Origin of the sequence: Lentibacillus kimchii (assembly GCF_042666895.1) — a bacterium.
Taxonomy (GTDB): domain Bacteria; phylum Bacillota; class Bacilli; order Bacillales; family Amphibacillaceae; genus Lentibacillus; species Lentibacillus kimchii.
The window spans coordinates 13,574-32,261 of record NZ_JBHTGR010000009.1 but is presented as its reverse complement, the minus strand read 5'-3'; the positions used below and the strand labels follow the sequence as shown (position 1 = coordinate 32,261).

General features: G+C 50.1%; 16 protein-coding genes and 1 pseudogene. 5 read left to right on the top strand and 12 right to left on the bottom strand.

All coding sequences use genetic code 11. The features are described from left to right. Nucleotides 1–102: 102 nt before the first annotated feature. The 5 genes and pseudogenes from ACFQU8_RS05675 to ACFQU8_RS05655 all read right to left on the bottom strand — a co-directional run. Nucleotides 103–450, bottom strand: a pseudogene (locus ACFQU8_RS05675) (acyl-CoA dehydrogenase family protein); the annotation flags it as partial. A 254-nt stretch (nucleotides 451–704) separates the two neighbouring features. Next, on the bottom strand, nucleotides 705–1,106 hold the full coding sequence (locus tag ACFQU8_RS05670; RefSeq protein ID WP_382358232.1) for a MaoC/PaaZ C-terminal domain-containing protein: 402 nt from the start codon (nucleotides 1,104–1,106) through the stop codon (nucleotides 705–707). Then, nucleotides 1,103–1,552, bottom strand: coding sequence for a MaoC family dehydratase N-terminal domain-containing protein (locus ACFQU8_RS05665; protein ID WP_382358231.1), 450 nt, complete (start codon nucleotides 1,550–1,552; stop codon nucleotides 1,103–1,105). The genes ACFQU8_RS05670 and ACFQU8_RS05665 overlap by 4 nt, the downstream gene beginning before the upstream one ends. A 23-nt stretch (nucleotides 1,553–1,575) precedes the next feature. Then, a complete protein-coding gene (locus ACFQU8_RS05660; RefSeq protein ID WP_382358230.1) occupies nucleotides 1,576–2,340 on the bottom strand; it encodes an SDR family oxidoreductase in 765 nt (254 codons plus the stop codon). A gap of 379 nt (nucleotides 2,341–2,719) precedes the next feature. Next, entirely contained in the window at nucleotides 2,720–3,469 is a 750-nt protein-coding gene (locus tag ACFQU8_RS05655) for a hypothetical protein (RefSeq protein ID WP_382358229.1), read from the bottom strand. Nucleotides 3,470–3,557: 88 nt separating this feature from the next. Here ACFQU8_RS05655 and ACFQU8_RS05650 point away from each other — a divergent pair, with 88 nt between their 5' ends. Further along, a complete protein-coding gene (locus tag ACFQU8_RS05650; RefSeq protein ID WP_382358228.1) occupies nucleotides 3,558–4,865 on the top strand; it encodes a DUF2254 domain-containing protein in 1,308 nt (435 codons plus the stop codon). An 87-nt stretch (nucleotides 4,866–4,952) separates the two neighbouring features. Here ACFQU8_RS05650 and ACFQU8_RS05645 read toward each other — a convergent pair whose 3' ends face one another. Beyond that, nucleotides 4,953–5,555: a hypothetical protein gene (locus ACFQU8_RS05645; protein ID WP_382358227.1), complete on the bottom strand. Its 603-nt coding sequence runs from the start codon at nucleotides 5,553–5,555 to the stop codon at nucleotides 4,953–4,955. Nucleotides 5,556–5,697: 142 nt separating this feature from the next. On the opposite strand from ACFQU8_RS05645, the gene ACFQU8_RS05640 reads away from it, so the two are divergent. The 3 genes from ACFQU8_RS05640 to ACFQU8_RS05630 all read left to right on the top strand — a co-directional run bounded on the left by ACFQU8_RS05640 (nucleotide 5,698) and on the right by ACFQU8_RS05630 (nucleotide 8,773). Further along, nucleotides 5,698–6,792, top strand: coding sequence for a glycosyltransferase (locus tag ACFQU8_RS05640; RefSeq protein WP_382358226.1), 1,095 nt, complete (start codon nucleotides 5,698–5,700; stop codon nucleotides 6,790–6,792). Nucleotides 6,793–7,158: 366 nt separating this feature from the next. Continuing rightward, nucleotides 7,159–8,172 (top strand): hypothetical protein, encoded by a 1,014-nt coding sequence (locus ACFQU8_RS05635; RefSeq protein WP_382358225.1) that lies wholly within the window; start codon nucleotides 7,159–7,161, stop codon nucleotides 8,170–8,172. Further along, a complete protein-coding gene (locus ACFQU8_RS05630; RefSeq protein WP_382358223.1) occupies nucleotides 8,102–8,773 on the top strand; it encodes a sugar transferase in 672 nt (223 codons plus the stop codon). The genes ACFQU8_RS05635 and ACFQU8_RS05630 overlap by 71 nt, the downstream gene beginning before the upstream one ends. A gap of 185 nt (nucleotides 8,774–8,958) precedes the next feature. Here the strand turns inward: ACFQU8_RS05630 and ACFQU8_RS05625 are convergent, their stop codons facing one another. From ACFQU8_RS05625 to ACFQU8_RS05600, 6 genes are all read right to left on the bottom strand, one after another. Next, nucleotides 8,959–10,443 carry a hypothetical protein gene (locus ACFQU8_RS05625; protein ID WP_382358222.1) on the bottom strand — a complete coding sequence of 495 codons (1,485 nt, stop codon included), beginning with the start codon at nucleotides 10,441–10,443 and terminating at the stop codon, nucleotides 8,959–8,961. Then, complete coding sequence (locus tag ACFQU8_RS05620) at nucleotides 10,443–10,955, bottom strand: divergent PAP2 family protein (protein ID WP_382358221.1); 513 nt, start codon at nucleotides 10,953–10,955, stop codon at nucleotides 10,443–10,445. Before ACFQU8_RS05620 ends, ACFQU8_RS05625 begins: the two co-directional genes overlap by 1 nt. Nucleotides 10,956–11,044: 89 nt before the next feature. Further along, nucleotides 11,045–11,992: a lysylphosphatidylglycerol synthase transmembrane domain-containing protein gene (locus tag ACFQU8_RS05615; RefSeq protein ID WP_382358220.1), complete on the bottom strand. Its 948-nt coding sequence runs from the start codon at nucleotides 11,990–11,992 to the stop codon at nucleotides 11,045–11,047. Continuing rightward, entirely contained in the window at nucleotides 11,992–12,750 is a 759-nt protein-coding gene (locus ACFQU8_RS05610; protein WP_382358219.1) for an SDR family oxidoreductase, read from the bottom strand. The genes ACFQU8_RS05615 and ACFQU8_RS05610 overlap by 1 nt, the downstream gene beginning before the upstream one ends. Beyond that, complete coding sequence (locus tag ACFQU8_RS05605) at nucleotides 12,747–14,132, bottom strand: FAD-binding protein (protein ID WP_382358218.1); 1,386 nt, start codon at nucleotides 14,130–14,132, stop codon at nucleotides 12,747–12,749. The genes ACFQU8_RS05610 and ACFQU8_RS05605 overlap by 4 nt, the downstream gene beginning before the upstream one ends. 19 nt (nucleotides 14,133–14,151) lie before the next feature. Beyond that, nucleotides 14,152–15,042 carry a decaprenyl-phosphate phosphoribosyltransferase gene (locus ACFQU8_RS05600; RefSeq protein ID WP_382358233.1) on the bottom strand — a complete coding sequence of 297 codons (891 nt, stop codon included), beginning with the start codon at nucleotides 15,040–15,042 and terminating at the stop codon, nucleotides 14,152–14,154. Nucleotides 15,043–15,521: 479 nt separating this feature from the next. On the opposite strand from ACFQU8_RS05600, the gene ACFQU8_RS05595 reads away from it, so the two are divergent. Continuing rightward, a complete protein-coding gene (locus tag ACFQU8_RS05595) occupies nucleotides 15,522–18,662 on the top strand; it encodes an S-layer homology domain-containing protein (RefSeq protein WP_382358217.1) in 3,141 nt (1,046 codons plus the stop codon). Nucleotides 18,663–18,688 lie beyond the last annotated feature (26 nt).

Below are 18,688 nucleotides of genomic sequence, written 5' to 3'. Positions count from 1 at the left end.
TGTTTTAGTTCAACTACCATTATACAAGATTTGGGGAGGTACTTCCTTTTTTACGTTTTTAAGTCCTTGCGCCGCAAGGGCTATGAATTATGAAATTCGCTCAGGTAATAAATATTTTTCCTTTTGTTCATCAGTACCCTCATATAAAATATTGTCAGCCGAACCGCCAAAGTTAAAAGGCACGAAAGTACGTCCTAACTCCATCGTCACGAGCGCGGCCATCATGGGTCCTAAATTAGCTCCACCATATTCCTCAGGTGTGTTAATCCCCCAAAATCCAATATCTTTAGCCTTGTTTTGCAACGCTTTTATTTTCTCCTTTGGCAGACCAGGCTTTCCTTCTCTTTCATTTTTTAGTACCTCTTGTTCAAGTGGTACTAATTCTTTATTCACAAAGTCCCTTACTGTTTTTTGCACCATTCTTTGTTCATCTGATAAAGTAAAATCCATTCTACTTCAACTCCCCATTTGTTAAATTAAGAAACATCTCTTTTGTAATTGCTTTCAAAATTGAAAAAGAAAAACACTATTTTTAGATATATATTCAACGTCAATTTAAATACCAAAAACACGAGCAGGAACTGTAGCTAGCGCTCCTCCGTGTCTTGCAATAGGCGACCTAACAGCGGAAACGATAACAGCGTCTCTATCCATAAGCTAATCACGCCTTTTATTAAAATAATTAATCATAAAGTGAGCCATTATCATTGTATAGAAAACCGCAGCTTTCCTTTAATAACCTCTTGATCTCGCTGATTGACAGCTTTAATTTTAAAATCCAGACATTCTTCTGCACTTTTTTCGACCTTTGCTTTTAGAGTTAAAACATCATTTAAGAATACCATCCCTGAAAATCGAATCTGATAATCCTGAATAAATCCTTCTTCAAAATAAGGTGTAAATAATTTTGCTAAATTCCCCATTGTCCACATTCCATGGGCAATAATTCCTGGCAAACCCGCTTTTGTAGCTTCTTCATCAATAGTATGAATTGGATTAAAATCCCCAGATGCACCTGAATATTTAATCAAGTCCATTCTTGAAACTGGATCAAGTGTCACATCATCTAATGAATCACCAACTTGCAATTCTATTAAGTTATTCATATTGTTTTCGCCTTCCTTACAGCTTCAGTTAAAATGATAGTCATTTTTTCCTTAAAGATAATATTTTCCTCACTATCTTCACCGTAATGAACCACTTCTAAAAAAAACATCCGTCCATCTTTGCCTTTTTTCTCATAAAAATTTTCTACTTTTGCATAACAATATATATCTTCTCCAACGAGTAGCGGTCGATTGTAATGATAGGTCTGCTCACCATGAATTAAACCTTTTTCAGGAAGATTTAGCCCCTCAATTTCCCCATAATCAAACACCCGTGGAAAAGTTGGTGGTGCAATATTGTTTCCGTACCGAGATTGTCTGCCAACCGTTTCATCTGTAAAAATAGGATGCGGATCTCCAATTGATTCTGCAAATCTTTTAACCGATTGTCTTTCAACAGTGTTCCTTATTTTATTTGATTGTTTTCCAATCAATTCCTTATACATGTGACTATCTCCTTTCAATCTATTTAATCCTTTGGTCCTCCAGCCACATAAATAACTTGACCATTAACGAAGGATGATTCTTCATCGGCAAAAAACGTAACTGCATTGGCGATATCCTCTGGTTCACCACTTCTTTCTACTGGTATATTACTTACACTAAACTTTACAAAATCGTCATAAGGGACCCCCATTCTCTGGGCTGTTTCTTTTGTCATTTCCGTTTCAATAAATCCTGGAGCAACTGCATTTGTGGTAATTCCAAACTTCCCAAGTTCAATTGCCAGTGTCTTCGTGAGGCCCTGTAAACCAGCTTTAGCAGCAGAATAATTTGATTGCCCACGGTTGCCAAGAGCTGTGGTAGACGATGTATTAATAATCCGACCGTAATTTTGCTTGACCATATATTTTTGCGCTGCTCTTGCAGTATTAAATGATCCTTTTAAATGGACATCCATGACCTGGTCCCAGTCATTATCCGTCATCTTAAACAATAGGTTATCCCGAATGACACCTGCATTGTTTACTAGGATATCAAGTGAACCATATGCAGAAACGACATCCTCGACTGCCGCTTCTGCTTCTTCTGCATTTATCACATTTACTCGTTTAGTATATATTTCATGACCCTCACTCAAGAATTCCTTTTTCGTCTCATTCAATCCTTCCTCGTTAATATCAATAATTGCAACCTCAGCTCCTTCTTCAGCAAACTTTTGTGCCACCCCCTTACCAATTCCACGACTTCCACCTGTAACTAGAGCGACTCTTCCATTAAATCTTTTGGCCATCATATATTCCTCCCAATTATTAAAATTAGTTTGTACGGTCTGTATTTAAGTGAATTAATCCCCTGACCCTGATTAATAACGCTATATAACGCCTTACCCATTAATATGTTTAAAAAGATGTTTTATTAATGTAATGGTCGTCATTTTTTAAATGTTATGAAAATTTAACTGAAACGAATTTAATGTAGAAGGTTAAAGATTTCCTTTGAAACGTACTTCCGCCGTTCGCGAAGTTTCATCTTGAATTTGCAGAGGTTAAAACAAGAAAAAGTCTTTTATATGGGAAAAATTCATCTTATTTCTAAAGAAATTTCCACCACCAAGACCAACTGTGAAAGGAAACATATATCAGCTTAGAGATCGTATCAATTACATTCTGTTAAGAAATATAGGCAGAGTCATGTGTGGGAAAATCGCTCGCAGGGTACTGGAAGGGGAGGGATACACAATTGACCATAAGGCAAAGAGGTTCACTCCTACTTGATTCATCCGAATTTTGTTGAATCGCTCTCGCTGGCAGCTCGAAATAGGGGGGGAGCTCGATCGAAATTGGGCGGTGCACGATCGAAATTGGAAGGAGCTCGATCGAAATTGGAAGGAGCTCGATCGAATTTGAGAGGAGCCCGATCGAATTTGAGAGCGTCCCGATCGATTTTGGGAGGAGCTCGATCGAAATTGGGCGGTGCTCGATCGAATTTGGGAGGAGCTCGATCGAAATTGAGCGGTGCACGATCGAATTTGGAAGGAGCTCGATCGAAATTGGGCGGTGCTCGATCGAATTTGGGAGGAGCTCGATCGATTTTGGAAGGAGCTCGATCGAAATTGAGCGGTGCACGATCGAATTTGGAAGGAGCCCGATCGAAATTGAGAGGAGCTCGATCGAAATTGAGAGGAGCTCGATCGAAATTAAGAGGAGCTCGATCGAAATTGGGAGGAGCTCGATCGAAATTGGGAGGAGCTCGATCGATTTTGGGCGGTGCTCGATCGATTTTGAGAGCGTCCCGATCGATTTTGGGAGGAGCTCGATCGAATTTGGAAGGAGCTCGATCGAAATTGAGAGGAGCCCGATCGATTTTGAGAGGATCTCGATCGATTTTGAGAGCACCCCGATCGATTTTCCGAGCTGCACTCACCCGAAATCCGTAGCAGAATGGCGCGTGTATTTTCGCATAACCTAAAAACCAACTCTTCAGAACAGGACAGGAGGCTCACTCAACATGAATCAGTCGAAATTTTGGCCGTCCGTCCGGGCGCAATTTTGGTTTTTGCCCGCTGTCTACGGGCTGTGTTCCCTGGTGGCAGCGGCTGTCGTCACGGCTCTGGATGTCTTGCTTGTCCCAAAAATTTCCGATAGCATCCCGAATATTTTTCTGACTGGACCGAGCATCGCGAAGCAGCTCTATTCCGCGCTAATCACCGCGATGCTCACGATGACGACGATCAGTTTTTCCACCATCATGGTGATGCTGACAACCTATTCATCGCAGTTCTCACCCCGCGTGCTGCAGAATTTTATGCAAAGCAAAATCACCCAGCACGTCCTGGGCGTGTTCACGTTCGGGTTTATATTTGTTCTGATCAATCTGTGGCTGCTAAACGATACGAAGCAAAAAGAATTGCTCAGCCCAATCATCATCGTGCTGATCACCATCATCGCGCTCGGCTTCTTTGTGCTGTTTATCCATTTTTCCGCGCGCTGGGCCCAGGTGAATTTCCTGATCGGGGTGCTCCGCAATAAAACATCCGCCCTGATCGCCCGTACTTTCGAGGAACATTCATACGGTGAACATCCGAACTGGGATCAGACGCAGACGAATACGATTCGGCAAAACGAACGCAAAACCATCGAAGCGCGCCGCTCGGGCTATGTGCAGCTCGTTGATTACAAATATTTGATCAGCTGGGCTTCCACCAACAATATCGTGCTCGAAGCCACATTTCAGGTCGGCGATTATGTTCCGAAAGGTCTGCCGGTATTTTATTACTGGTCACTGGATCAGGACAATGTCCAGATTGAAAAGCACGATAAATTCCTGGCCATCGGTGATGAGCGCACCGACCAGCAGGACATCGCCTTCTCAATTGAAAAATTAGTGGAAATCGCGGTCAAAGCGCTGTCACCAAGCAAGAATGATCCCAGCACAGCGATTAATTGCATCCATCGCTTGAGCAGTCTCCTGACCGAAATTGCCGGCAATTATAAACCGGTCGCCTATTATTCAGACGCGAACGGGGAACTGCGCTTAATCATGGCCCAGAAAAAATTCCGCGACTACCTCTATAAATGTTTTTATCAAATTAAACATTACGGAAAAGACGACATATCGGTGGTCTGCACCATGATGGACGCCCTGTATAAAGTCGCAGTCGTCAGCCGCGCATCGATCCAGGACGAAATCTGGCACTTCAGCAACTACGTATTAGAAGCAATTGATACCAAAAATTTACCATCTATGGATTATCAGCACTTAAAAGAAGTGACCGACCAGTTCACCAACCTCTATGGAAAAGAACTGACACTCTAAGGAAGGGGAAAAGGCATCTGACTTTGTGCTGTGCTCGCGCGGAATTGGGAGGTGCTCGATCGATTTTGAGTGGTGCTCGATCGAAATTCAGTGCGGCTCGATCGACTTTGGGAGGTGCTCGATCGATTTCCTGTGCACCCCGATCGACTTTGAGCTGTGCTCGATCGATTTTCTGTTCACCCCGATCGAATTTGGGAGGTGCTCGATCGATTTCCGATGCAACTCGATCGACTTTGGGAGGTGCTCGATCGATTTTCTATGCACCCCGATCGAATTTGGAAGGTGCTCGATCGAAATCCGATGCACCCCGATCGACTTTGTGCTGTGCTCGATCGAATTCTTGTGCACCCCGATCGACTTTGAGTGCTGTGCTCGATCGATTTCCGATGCGGCTCGATCGACTTTGAGCTGTGCTCGATCGAAATCCGATGCGGCTCGATCGAATTTGGGAGGTGCTCGATCGACTTCCGATGCACCCCGATCGACTTTGTGCTGTGCTCGATCGAATTCTTGTGCACCCCGATCGAATTTGAGAGGTGCTCGATCGAAATCCGGTACAGCCCGATCGACTTTGTGCTGTGCTCGATCGATTTTCTGTTCACCCCGATCGAATTTGGGAGGTGCTCGATCGATTTCCGATGCACCCCGATCGATTTCCGGTGCACCCCGATCGATTCCCCCCGCCCCCAACCCGCATCTCCCTCTTCATGAAATTCTGCAAATCTCACTAACTTAAAAGAAAAAACGCCTGCCATTTTGCGCTGCTTCATGTTATAATAATAGGGACTAAAATTGACATGCAAGTATTGAAAAAGGGATGGGAAGGTCAAACATGCGATTATGCTATATGGCGCCGGCATCGGTCATACATACGGTCCGCTGGGTGAACGCCATGGCAGCAAGAGGCCACGATGTCTCGCTTATCACGATGCATGCACCGGCCAGGGATGCGATTGATCAGCGGGTGCACGTGATCCAGCTGCGTGTGAAGGCACCGGCCGGCTATTATTTGAATGTTTTCGAGGCCCGGAAACAACTCCGGCAGATGGACCCTGATGTGCTGCATGCGCATTATGCGAGCGGTTATGGCACTTTGGCAAGGCTCGTGCGCTTTAATCCAACGCTTCTTTCTGTTTGGGGGAGTGATGTGTTCGCGTTTCCTGAGCGCGGGGAGCGCCAGCAGAGGCTTTTAACCAAAAATCTGCAGGCGGCCACACACGTCACGTCGACCAGTCACGCGATGAAGGCGCGAACGGAAACGTTTCTGCAGTCGAAACGGCCTATTGATGTGATTCCGTTTGGGATTGATCTGGACCGCTTTCAGCCAGCCGAGGCACCTAAACAGGATAATAGCTTGATTACCATCGGTACGGTCAAAAAGCTCGAACCGATCTATGGCATCGACCGGCTGCTCCGCTCGATATGCCAATTGCTGGAAAATCTGCACTTCGCGTCGCAAAATGAGCTTGCCGCCAGGATCCGTGTCCGCATCGTCGGAGACGGCCCGCAAAAAGATGAGCTCAAACAGCAGGCGCTGTCACTCGGCCTTGCCGACATCACGACGTTTTGCGGAGCGGTGCCGAACGAGGACGTGCCAGAACAGCTGCATCAGCTGGATATTTATGAGGCGCTCTCCAGACAGGAAAGTTTCGGTGTTGCCGTACTGGAAGCCTCCGCCTGCGGTGTGCCGGTTCTCACAAGTGATGCGGAAGGCCTGCCTGAAGTGGTGCAGGACGGCGAAACAGGCTTCACGGTCGATGGCGATGATATTGAAGCAGCAGCAGAAAAACTGCAGACGCTCGCGACTGAACAGGACCTGCGCCGGCAAATGGGCGAGAAGGGAAGGACCTTCGTCCGGACGCATTATGACTGGCAGGCTAATGTCAGCCAGATGGAGGCGGTGTATCAGCAGCTGGCGGGCCGCTAATCCGGCGGGAAAAGGTGTGCATCCTGCGCGAAAATCGCACCAGCCTTGAGATTAGATCAAATCAGAGGAAAACGGTGCGCAATGGTGCAAAATTGATGAAAGCGTCTGTGCTGCGACAAAATGGCCCGCACGCAAAATCGGCACCCGCACGAGCGGGCGAGGCGCATGACAATGACGCGCACCCGCACGAGCGGGTGAGGCGCATGACAATGACGCACCACACGAGCGAGCCGCACAGCACGGGCACCCGCGCGCACCGCACGGGCGAGCCGCACAGCACCGGCACCCGCACCACCAACCGCACCGCAAAAACGCTAAACAACCACCTCACACATGAGGCGATACTATATGGTAAGGATGAACCTTATGGGAGTTACAGAACAACTGCACGACGAATTGAATGCGATCAGCGGCAGTCAGCATACCGCTGTGACAATTAACAGCACCGCGCGCGCCGGCAATGACTTTTTAGTCCTCCCGCGCCGGTATACGAAAGATACAGCCATCGCCGGCTTCCTGATCGACCGGGAGGATCTGCTGCGGGAGACGCTCGATGTCTTTGACGGCCAGGTCGATACCATTTATGTCGATATCGAGCAGAAAAAAGAAATCAGCCTCTTCCAGACGGCCAAACAAATGCTGCAGCATTCAAGGCTTGAGGCGCTCAAGCCCAACGATATGGCCGTCGAGGCGTGTGATATGCTCATCCGCCAGCAATTCGGCGATGATGTCGAGAACAGACGCATCGTGATTATTGGGACAGGCAATCTCGCCAGTAAAATCACACTGAGACTGAGCGAGCGGCAGGCCCGTGTTTATATGCTCGGCCGGTCCCGGACAAAAGAACAGAACGTGATCGACGGCCTGAATACGTTTGTGCCGGCTTATTCGGCACCGGTCCGCTCGTTTAGCGAACTGCCGGATGACGGGCAGCCGGCTGCGGCGGTGATCGCCTTTATTATTGGCCAGTTTCAGGAGGAAGCGCGGCTCCTGCCTTATATCGGGCCGGAGACATTTCTCGTTGACGGCGGCATCAATAATTTCAGCGGTCAGCTGATTCAACAGCTCACCGCCCGGGGTCTGACCGTCACCAGGCTCGATGTGCGCCTCGGCCTGCCGTATCAGCTTATGGCCGCGGACAACTACATAACCGAATTTTTCCGCGATGTCTTCGGCAAAACAGAAATTTCGGGGATAACGCTTGTTGCCGGCGGTTTCATCGGCGAAGCAGGGTCGGTGATCGTCGACAGTATTACGCGCCCCGGCCAGATTGTCGGCATCGCTGACGGTAAGGGAGGCGTGAAGCGGCATGAGCACCTCACAGCAGCCGATGAGGAAGCAATCCGGACGATCCGGGACGCCTTTTCAGTTAGCCTGTAAACGGCTGATCGATATCGCGGTCAGCCTCATCTGCCTGCTGGTGCTCTCGCCCGTCCTGCTCGCGGTTGCCGCCTGCATCATGCTTGAGGACGGCCGCCCAGTCATGTTCAGGCAAAAGCGGAGCGGCCGGGGGGATACGGTCTTTCACATTTATAAATTCCGTTCGATGACAAACAAGCCGAGTGCCCCATCTGCCGCAGCCGCCAATCCTTATACGTGGAAAAATGGCGTCCCGGACGATTTTGTGTTCAAGTCATCCGCACTGGATAACCCGAACATCACGAAAACCGGCCGCTTCATTCGCAAATACAGCCTGGACGAACTGCCGCAGTTTCTGAATGTCTTGAAAGGGGACATGAGCCTGATCGGCCCCCGCCCGGAAATTATCGAGATCACCCGCTGCTATAATGCCAATCAGCGCAAGCGCCTCGCCGTTAAACCGGGCATCTCCGGCTTGGCACAGGTGAACGGCCGCAGCCTGAATCACGGGGAAAAGATCCGCCACGACCTCGATTACGTCGAACGCTTCAGTCTGAGACTCGACTTAAAAATCATCTTGAAAACGATCAGCAGCGTCTTCCGCGCCGGTGACGCTGTCTAGTCCATTGCTTCCGAAAAGCAGTGGTTTTTTTATATCCGAAACCTAAAACTGACGGAACAGAGCCCAATCCACGCCGAAGCTGCCGAAGCCGCTGAATCCGCCGCAACCACCGCCACGACGCCGCCATCACACCCGCGCACCCCGCACACCCAACCAAAAAAACGGCAGCAGAGACATCCAGTCCCTTACTGCCGCATCGGAATAAACGTCTTATCATTATCTTGCATCATGATCTCAAAACTCGCATCATAATCGTAGCCTTGAAGCGACTCATGCTGGAAATAGACGCCCGCCGCGTCATTTGGCGTCACCCGCTCACGGAATTCTGTGAGCGATTCCGGCTCCGCAAAATACGGCCGGAAGTGCACCTTGATAAATTGAATATCTGGGCGCAGATACCGCGCGTGAATGTTTTCAAACGCGATGATGCTGCCCTCAGGAATCGCCTGGTAGGTCTCACTCACCGATGCCGCTGTTTCACGGTACGTCGCCTCATCGGACTCGGCCGCCGAATACACCGGATAAGCGACCGTCACGAGAAATACGACACCAAAGACGAGTGTGAGCGCCCGCCGCCATGACGGCCACGCCCGCTTATCCACGCCAGCTATCCAGCTGACGAGGGCAAGCGCCAGCATAAATGTGGCCGGTCCCAGCAGCCGGAAATTAAACGGATCAAAAAATGCCGACCAGCGCATGGCGACAATTCCGGTGAAATAAACAGCGCCAACGAACAGGCATAAGCCCGGCACAAGCCATTGCTCCCGGGGCAGCCGGAACAGTCTCAGGATGTAGCGCGGCCGGACAAACAGCACTAGAGCGAGCACCACCAGCACGACGCTCGCCAGCAGGCTCCCGTTCATTTCCACAGAAAACAAATCCAGCTCTGATAAAACGCCGTCGCGCAGCATCGTAACAAATTCCGCCGCCGTATCGCGCCGGGGGATTCGCTCCATGCCCGTAAACAAGCCTGTCTTAGCCCAGTTCACGAGCAAATAGAAGCCGCCGATTGCCAGCACCGCGCTGCCGCTCACCCAGCATAACAGCATCGGCTTCCACCGCCGCCGGACCAAATAATAAAATCCGACAAGTCCGACGATGCCGGCGCCGATCAGGCCGATATAACGCATAAAAAATAACCATAAAGACGCGAAAAATAAATGCGCGATGTAGCCGCGCTTTTCCGTCTGGATAAAACGCGTGAGCCCGAATACGAGCCACAAGAGCCCGAACAGAAACGGCACCTCCGACCATGTCCGGACAAACAGACTGCTTATTGTGCTGATGCTGAACACGAGCGCCAAAACGGCGGACCGCCCGCGAAACAGCCGCTGCAGCAGCAGAAAACACAGGCCGAGACAGATGATATTGACGACTTTCGCCGCCCAGAACACACCCAGCCCGCTGATAAACGCTGTCAGCGCAATCAGCACCGGATAACCGACCGGCCAGGTGGCGAAATAGGTGCTCATGCCGTCAACATAATTCGCTGTCGACAGCCCGTCACCGTTTAAAATGGATTGCGCCAGCTGCAGATAATGCGCCGAATCCGAGCTCAAAAAACCGTCCGGATCAAGCGCCGCGCGCACAAGCAGGGCCGCACTGTACACGAGGAAAAACAGCCACAGCCAGAGCCCATCAGCGGCTAACAAACGCTTCTTCGGCTTCATCAGGACCACCCCCACCAGGAAAATAGACCGTACAGCACCGCACTGACTGCCAGTCCGACAGCCAGGCCGCCGGCAAGTTCAGCACGCGTGTGGCCGGAGCGCTCACGCAGCGGCTGTTCAGCGATTTCGCGCTGGCTGTTCCCCTCAACGCGACCACTGCACTCCTGCAACGGCTGGTCAAAGCTCGCGTCATGGCCGCCGCGTTCACCAGCCTGCACACCATTCAGCCGGTTAATAGCTGCCGCTTGCTTGCCGACCTCGACGCGCAGCCCCGTGGCGTCGATCATCACGATCATCAGCAGACCAATCGCCGCACCGAATGCCGGTGACAGCCATCCTTCTCCGAATCCGATCAAAAAGGCGACCGAGGAGACCGTCGCCGTATGCGTGCTGGGAAAGCCGCCATTGCCGCCATGTTTAACGGCTTCCCGGCCATATGTTATGACGTTCAATGCGAATTTCAAACAGCCGGCCGCCAGCCAGCCGATGAGGGGGGCGAGAAAGTAGGGCACGCGAACCACTCCTTAAAACATCTTCATGAGGATGCCGGTCAGAACCGGCTATTTCAATTGCTCGATTTTTGTGAAGCCACCATTCACACTCAGCCAGAAAACCGTCGCCGCGTCAGCAGAAACACCAGCACCCCAAGAATCACCCCGAACCAGAGCGTGACAAACCGGATGACCAGCGAAATCGTCACCGCCATGCTGCCGCCCGCGCCGAAATAGACGAGCAGGCCGGCAATGCTGCCTTCCGCGACACCGAGACCGCCGGGAATCATCGATAGCGCGCCGGCAAGTGTCCCGAGACTGAAAATCAGAATGCTGGCGGCGAGGGAGATATCCACCCCGACCGCCTGAATCACGACATACAGACTGACGCATTCCAGCAGCCAGGCAGCAGCGCTCAACAGAAACGAAAAGCTCAGCAGGCGAAACTGCATGAAGAAGCGCATCTGCCGGTAAAATCGGTGCAGCCCCAGGCGGAACCGCCGTAAACGCCGCGGCCTGGTGACCAGCTGTATCAGCCATCCCGTCAGCTGCCGGCGCCCGAGCAGGAGAAAGAACGCCACAATCGCCACTGCAACCAGCAGGATGAGCGGCGCTCCGATCGGATAAATCAACAGGCCGCTGCCAATCAGCAGCAGCATCGCCAGCAGATCACTCAGCCGGTCGTAAATCACCACCGGCGCCGATGCCGTGTACGCGACGCCCGCACGCTGCTTCAGCAAATACGACTTAATCAGCTCACCGGCTTTCCCCGGGGTGATCGACATCATCAGCCCGATGAAAAAAATCGCCGTGTTATCACGCCGGCTCACCGGAAAAGACGCCCAGCGGGAAAATGCCTGCCATTTCCACAAACGCAGGCCATAACTCGCAAGCGTCAGTAAAAACGCGAGCCCCAGCATCTGCCAGGGCATCGTCACGAGCACATCACCGACCCGCTGCAGATCCCCGAACAACAGCAGCACAGCAACGACAATCACGCCGAGCATCACGCCGGTTATGACCTTGGGAAACAGGCGGCCATAGCCTGTTCGTTTCATTACAGATCCGTCCGTTTAAACAGCGACTCCGGCAGCAGCTTCACCACGAGCATGATCACGAGCCAGAACCACGGCGTATACACGACATTCCGGCCCCGCTTCCCGAGTGCCCGGTCAATATCACGCGCTACCTTATCCGCACTGGCAATCAGCGGCGAGTCATCAGCCGTTTGCTCGATCATCTTCGTATCCACGGTGCCCGGTTTGATCGTCAGCACCTGCACGCCGGACTTGTGCAGCCGGTTGCGCAGGCCTTGCATATAAGCACTTAGGCCAGCTTTCGTCGAGCCATAGATATAATTGCTCTTGCGGCCGCGGTCACCAGCCACCGAGGACACCGCCCCGATAAAGCCGCCGCGCTTCCGCCGCTTCTGCTGACCTTCAAAATAATTCGCCGCGATATTTAACAGCGACACCGCCGATGTATAGTTCACATCAATCATCTGACGTGCGACCGCGAAGGAATGTTCCGCCTCCTGCTGGTCGCCCATCGCGCCATACATCAGCAGCACAGCGCTCAGGCCGCCGCTTTCCTTGACCGCTTCATTGAAAAAGGCTTCATGCCGGTCAAAGTCCAGCGCGTCAAAATACTTAACCGACACAGCTGCCTGATAGCGGATTTCCAGGTCCTGTTTCATCGTTTCCAGCTGCTCGGTCCGCCGGCCTGCTAAAACTAAATCGATTTTCCGGGCGGCCAGCCGTTTTGCGGTTGCCTGTGCAATCGTGGAGCTGGCGCCGAGTATCAATACGCGCATCATAACCACCTCGCTGTATCATAATGATCATCCAGAGCGATCCGCCGTGCCATCGACGAGGAAAACAACCCCTCGGGATCGAGCTGCCGCTTCACATCCATAAAACGCTGCCAGCTGGGATACATCGCCCGGAACGTATCAGCATCCAGCACGGCATCCTTCGCTAGGTAGACACGCCCGCCATGTGCGAGCACAATCGCATCCAGCTCGCGTAAAAAGGGGAAAAGGCTGTTATCCTTTATCGGCAAGTCCAGCGCCAGCGTATAGCCTTCCACCGGAAACGACAGCAGCCCGCCACTTGCCGGACCAGAGCTTTTCAGCACGGCCAGGAACGATGCCCGCTTGTCATGGCTCAGTTTTTCCAGCACACGGCGCACACCTTCCTCTGGATCATGATTCTTCGGAAACACGGCCTGATACTGCACGAAGCCATTTTTCCCGTAAAATTTATTCCAGTCCTGAATGGCATCGAGCGGATGGAAGAACGACGCCAGATCAACCAGCTTCGTCTCATTTTTATACGAGCGGTAATACAGATTGTTAAAAGCTTTGATGCTCCAGCGGTTAAGGACAAACCCCGGCGCATAGACCGGCATTTTCAGGGACGGCTTGTCCGGCATCGCGAGCGGGCTCTTGTTCGCCGGCTGCCACTCATCCGCCGCAGCATGCTCACCGCGCATCAGCACCGAGCGGCCGAGGGAATCACCCTCACTCAAGCAGTCAATCCAGGCAACCGAATATCGATAATCCTGATCCTGGGCGGCGAACTTATCGAGCGCTTCACCCAGATTAGCCGCCTTCTCATAGGTGACGCGAATCCCTGAACTTTCCACAGGCATCAGCTTCAGCGTCGCCCGGACAATCAGCCCGGTCAGGCCAATCCCGCCAATCGTTGCCCAAAAAGCCTCAGGATTCTGCTCCCGGCTGCACGTAATGATGTCACCGCTTGCCAGCAGCAGGTCAAAACTTTCGACACATTCGGCAAAACTGCCGTCGCGGTGATGATTCTTGCCGTGCACATCATTAGCGATAGCGCCGCCGACGGTGACATACGCTGTCCCCGGAGTGACCGCCGGAAAATAGCCGCGCGGCAGAAAGACATCCATGATATCGGAAAGCGTAACACCTGCTTCACACGTCAGCATGCCGGTCGCCTCATCGAACGCCAGCAGGTGCGTCAGCTGATCAGTCCGGATCATGCCGGCATCCTCATTCAGTGCCGCATCGCCGTAGCTGCGGCCCAGACCATAGGCAATCTGCGGCTCGCCGCCAGCTTCTCGCAGAATACGCTGCATCTCACCGATGGTCTCCGGCTGATGCACGAAGCCGGTCAAGCGCGGGTAGTGACCCCACCCTGACATTTCGCGTTTCGTTGGTTTTGCCACGTTACTCACTTCCTAACTGTTAATCAACAAGCGTTAAAATACACACAACACTCAGCACATACAGCACGACGGTGATCAGAATGTGCCTGTCTTCCAGCAGCACCCGTTCTGGCGCCCCGCCTTGCTGTTTCACCTGCACGAGGTAAAGGTAGCGGAACATACCGTAAATCACAAACGGAATCGTCCACATTAAATGGACCGTCGCCGCTGCCGTGAAGCTGAACACCGCATAGGAGACAATCGTCGCCGAGGTCACAATACTCGTCAGCTGATCGAGGAACGGCAGCGAATAATCATCAAGCACCCTGCGATACTCACCGCTCGTGGTACGCGCGAGCACTAACTCATGCCGCCGCTTGCCAATCGCCAAAAACAGCGACAGAAGCATCGCACACAGCAGGAACCACGGCGTGAAGGGCACCCCGATAATGACCGCCCCGCCAATCGCCCGCAGCACGAAGCCGGACGCGATGACGAACATATCGATAATCACCACATGCTTCAGATAAAAACTGTACCACACATTAATGAGAAAATAGATTAAAAGGATCAGCGCGAACAGCGGGCGCAGCCAGACAGCTGCAGCCAGCGACAAGAGCAGCAGACCAGCACCGGCTGCGAGCGCGAGACCCGGCGGAAGAGCCCCGGAGGCGATCGGACGATATTGCTTGTCCGGATGATGCTGGTCAGCTTCCCGGTCCTGGAAATCATTCAGTATGTAAATGCTGCTCGCCGTCAAGCTGAAAGCCAGAAAGCCAAAAACGGCCAGCCACACAGGCTGTCCATCTGACAGCGGAAACGAGAATAATAATGCGGCGAAAACTAAAAGATTCTTCGTCCATTGCTTCGGTCGCAATTCGCGCCATAATAATGTAGGAATTCGGTTCATGCTGATCGCTCCGATTCGAATAGTCTCCAGCGGAAGCCTTCAGCCAAATCCGGCCGGAGACGCCTCGCACTGTCCGCTCTGATTATAACACAGCCGCGCACCAATCGACCACTGCCACTCGCCCGATGTCAGAAATCAGTCAGGGATCTCAATTAAAATCGCATCATAGACTGCGACTTGGGGCATATACTGACAAGTGGGCTTGAACAGGATTGATTTCAGATGTATTTAAAAGTTATGAAAAAGGATGTAAAATCCTTGCAATCTAGCAAAAAAACCCATATAATGCCCAACAGGTCATATGGGGAAAAGCCTAACAATGGCGGGACTTTTTTACACCGTTGACACTTTTTGGGAGTGTTGACAGGATGTTCCATTGTCCCTATAATAGACTTGTATTCTATTAAATAGGTTTATCAGCTTTTTCATAGAATTTCTGTTTGTGTACACAACATATGAAAAAGACAAATATTCCAGCAAAGGGAGGATCACGTTTTACTATGAATAAGAAAACGTTCCGTAACGCGGCCATTTCGACAATGGCAGCATCTGCGACAGTCGCAGCCGTAGCACCTGCAGTGTCTGCAGAAAGTTTTTCTGATGTTTCACAGGATCATGAGCATTTTCAAAACATTATGCAGCTCACTGAGCAAGGTGTTATCAAAGGGCATGATGACGGTACTTTCCGTCCATATAACAGCATCACGCGCGGTCAGGTAGCCGCTATGCTGACAAATGCACTTGATCTTGATGTTCCTGGCAATGTCAGCGACGTGCTCAATCAATATGATGATGTTGATGCAAGCAGTGACTATGCTGAACCTATCGCAGCTGTCACAGAAGCTGGTATTTTCATTGGCAATAACGGCGACTTCGGCGAGTATGACAACATCACACGTGAACAAATGGCAACAGCGCTTGTTGAAGGCTTCGACCTGAACAAGTATGACAAAGGCGAAAGCGTTGATCTGAACAAGAACCATATCAGTAAAGACCATGAAGACAATGTTCAGACACTAGCTAACCTGGGCATCACGGTTGCACTCGACAATTATGATGCTTATCTCGATATCCGTCGTGATCAGTTCGCAACCATGATGAAGAAAACGCTGGATGTTGTAGAAGAAGGCGTTCCTGGTGCAGCAGCATCCGTTAGTGCTGTTAACAACACAACCGTTGAAGTTGACTTCGGCGAAGATGTGAACAACGTTGCCGATATTGATTTCGCTATCGATGGCCTTGATATAAACGATGCTGTTGTTAAGCAGACAGACGATTCCGTTGTTAAATTAACAACATCAGCACAGGAAGCTAACAAAGAGTACACGGTTACTGGAGACGGTGACAAACTCGGTAAATTCACAGGTGTTTCTGCTGTTACCCCGGATAACGTAGAGGTTACGACGAAATCCCTGCAGGGTACAATCGGTGAAGAAGTGACACTGAAAGCACAAGTTGACGTTGATGAGGACGAGTCAGCTGCAGGCATTCCTGTCACATTCAATATCACAAACGATAATGACGATAACGAAACAATCGAAGTTGAAGCAAACACAAATGAAGAAGGCGTTGCTGAGTATTCCTACACGCGTTATTACGATGAAGGAAATAGCAATGACAGTGTTGTAGCTTATGCAACTCAAAAAAGTGATGTGTTTGACACAGCTTCAGTATACTGGGGCGAATCACTCAGCATTGATGAAGTTAAAGACAATGACACGCTAGCTAACGGCGCTAAGAAAGCCTATGAAGTTACTGGCATGCCAGGCGAAACCATCAACATTGCATTTGAAGAAAACACGAATGTTGATCCTGATGAATTAGTTCGTTCCGTTGACGTGATTGATTCAGAAGGCAATAACAAAGGCTATCCTTCTCAGGTTACAACCGGCGGCAGCGAAGCCGTTGAGATTGAACTTGATGAAGACGGTGAAGCAACCTTCACACTGTCCGGCAATAATGCGACTGTAACACCAGTTGTATTCGCTGACGGAGCCAACGAAAATGAAATTGATGCCACTGAGCGTCAGGCAGCAGGTTCAGCTGTAACATTTGAACTGACACATTCACTTGGCATCAACATTGATGCACAAGGTGAGCAGCGCGCTGCAGCTGACACTGATAAAGGCATGGGCGGCCGCGACTATCAAGTTACCGTGACAGATGAAGATGGCGATCGTGTTCCAGAAGGCACCGACGTAGGCGTTGTATTTGAAGACGGCGCTCTCAGCAGTGATAAAGATGTTAATATCACGGACCCTGCAGATGCAGACAACCTTGTTAAAGCTGAAGAAGGAACACCTCAAATGTATGAAGCAGATGAGGACGGTCAAATCACATTCCATCTGACAGGCGAGAAAGATGGTTTCGCAATGCCAACAATCTTCCTTGATAATGGCAATGATGACGGTGAACTGGACAGTGCTGACCTGCAGCGCACAGCTGAAAAGACTTACTTTGTCGATGCTGATGTAGCTAATTCAGAGCTCACTGCCACAGTCAATGGCGAAAACGTTGACTGGACAACAGCTGATAAAACTGTAACGTTCGGCTATCAGTCACAAGATCAGAACGGATTCGACTACTATGCTGAAGATGGCGATGCTCCGGTTAACTTCGAAGTAACAGCCGGCGCAAATGATCTTGAAGTATCTGGTACTTTCAAAGATGATCAAAGTCCTGTAACCGTTAAGCAAGGCAAAACACAAACAGTTACGGTTAAAGCAACTGACGGTTTTGCTTCCATTGATGTAGAAAGTGCAGATGGCACTTCTGAAACAAACGCACAAGTTGAAGCTTCTTCCCATGGTCTGCCTGATCAGGAAGCTGACATTCACTTTGCTGATTCAGACGAGATCAGTGGCGAGTACACTGGAACCGTTGCAAGCTATGACACTGATAACCAGACAATCAGCCTGGATGATAAGAATGCTATCAGTTATGAAAATGGATCATTCACTAACATGAATGGCAACAGCCTTGATAAAGACGCATTTGAAAAAATGCTGGCTGACAATGACAACGTTGAATTGACCGTTAAACCAGACGGCGATGACTGGACATTCGAAGTTGCATCATTCGACGGTGATCCAGACGCTGGTGACAAAGAAGCTTCTGTTAGCTTTGATGACTCAAACGTTAATGCTGATGATAATGAAATCACAGTTACTGGTTCAACTAAGAATGTTGAACAAGGTGAAGACCTAAATCTTAACCTTACAGGTAATGATGTAGATAAAGATGTATCCGCATCTGTAGCAGAAAATGGTTCTTTTGAAGGTGCATTCACATTTGATAGTGCTATCGAAGATGGTAAATACACTGCAACCGTATCAAAAGGTGACGCAACAGACTCAATGGATATCACTGTAGGTGAAGACATGGTAAGTTTAGATGACTTAAATGCAACAGTTCAAGAAGATGCAACAGGATTCGGATCTTCGGTTCAATTCACACTTGATGATTTACAAGGTGTTTTCGCTGATGCTACTAAGGAGTCAGTAGTTGTTGTTAAAACCGGAGATGAAACATCCGAAATCAACTTTAATAAAGATATTGGACCGAATGGAATCTTTATTGAATCAAACCTTAATCCTTCAGTTGAAGAATTAAATAAAGGCACTGTATCTTTAAAGAAATAAGTGCTTAAAGTTTATTAACCCTGTAA

Excerpts from the sequence above, each read along its gene's own strand:
- ACFQU8_RS05630 (WP_382358223.1), top strand. The coding sequence starts at position 8,102 with ATGAGCACCTCACAGCAGCCGATGAGGAAGCAATCCGGACGATCCGGG.
- ACFQU8_RS05640 (WP_382358226.1), top strand. The coding sequence starts at position 5,698 with ATGCGATTATGCTATATGGCGCCGGCATCGGTCATACATACGGTCCGC.
- ACFQU8_RS05660 (WP_382358230.1), bottom strand. The coding sequence starts at position 2,340 with ATGGCCAAAAGATTTAATGGAAGAGTCGCTCTAGTTACAGGTGGAAGT.
- ACFQU8_RS05635 (WP_382358225.1), top strand. The coding sequence starts at position 7,159 with ATGGGAGTTACAGAACAACTGCACGACGAATTGAATGCGATCAGCGGC.
- ACFQU8_RS05625 (WP_382358222.1), bottom strand. The coding sequence starts at position 10,443 with ATGAAGCCGAAGAAGCGTTTGTTAGCCGCTGATGGGCTCTGGCTGTGG.
- ACFQU8_RS05595 (WP_382358217.1), top strand. The coding sequence starts at position 15,522 with ATGAATAAGAAAACGTTCCGTAACGCGGCCATTTCGACAATGGCAGCA.
- ACFQU8_RS05610 (WP_382358219.1), bottom strand. The coding sequence starts at position 12,750 with ATGATGCGCGTATTGATACTCGGCGCCAGCTCCACGATTGCACAGGCA.
- ACFQU8_RS05670 (WP_382358232.1), bottom strand. The coding sequence starts at position 1,106 with ATGAATAACTTAATAGAATTGCAAGTTGGTGATTCATTAGATGATGTG.
- ACFQU8_RS05650 (WP_382358228.1), top strand. The coding sequence starts at position 3,558 with ATGAATCAGTCGAAATTTTGGCCGTCCGTCCGGGCGCAATTTTGGTTT.
- ACFQU8_RS05615 (WP_382358220.1), bottom strand. The coding sequence starts at position 11,992 with ATGAAACGAACAGGCTATGGCCGCCTGTTTCCCAAGGTCATAACCGGC.
- ACFQU8_RS05665 (WP_382358231.1), bottom strand. The coding sequence starts at position 1,552 with ATGTATAAGGAATTGATTGGAAAACAATCAAATAAAATAAGGAACACT.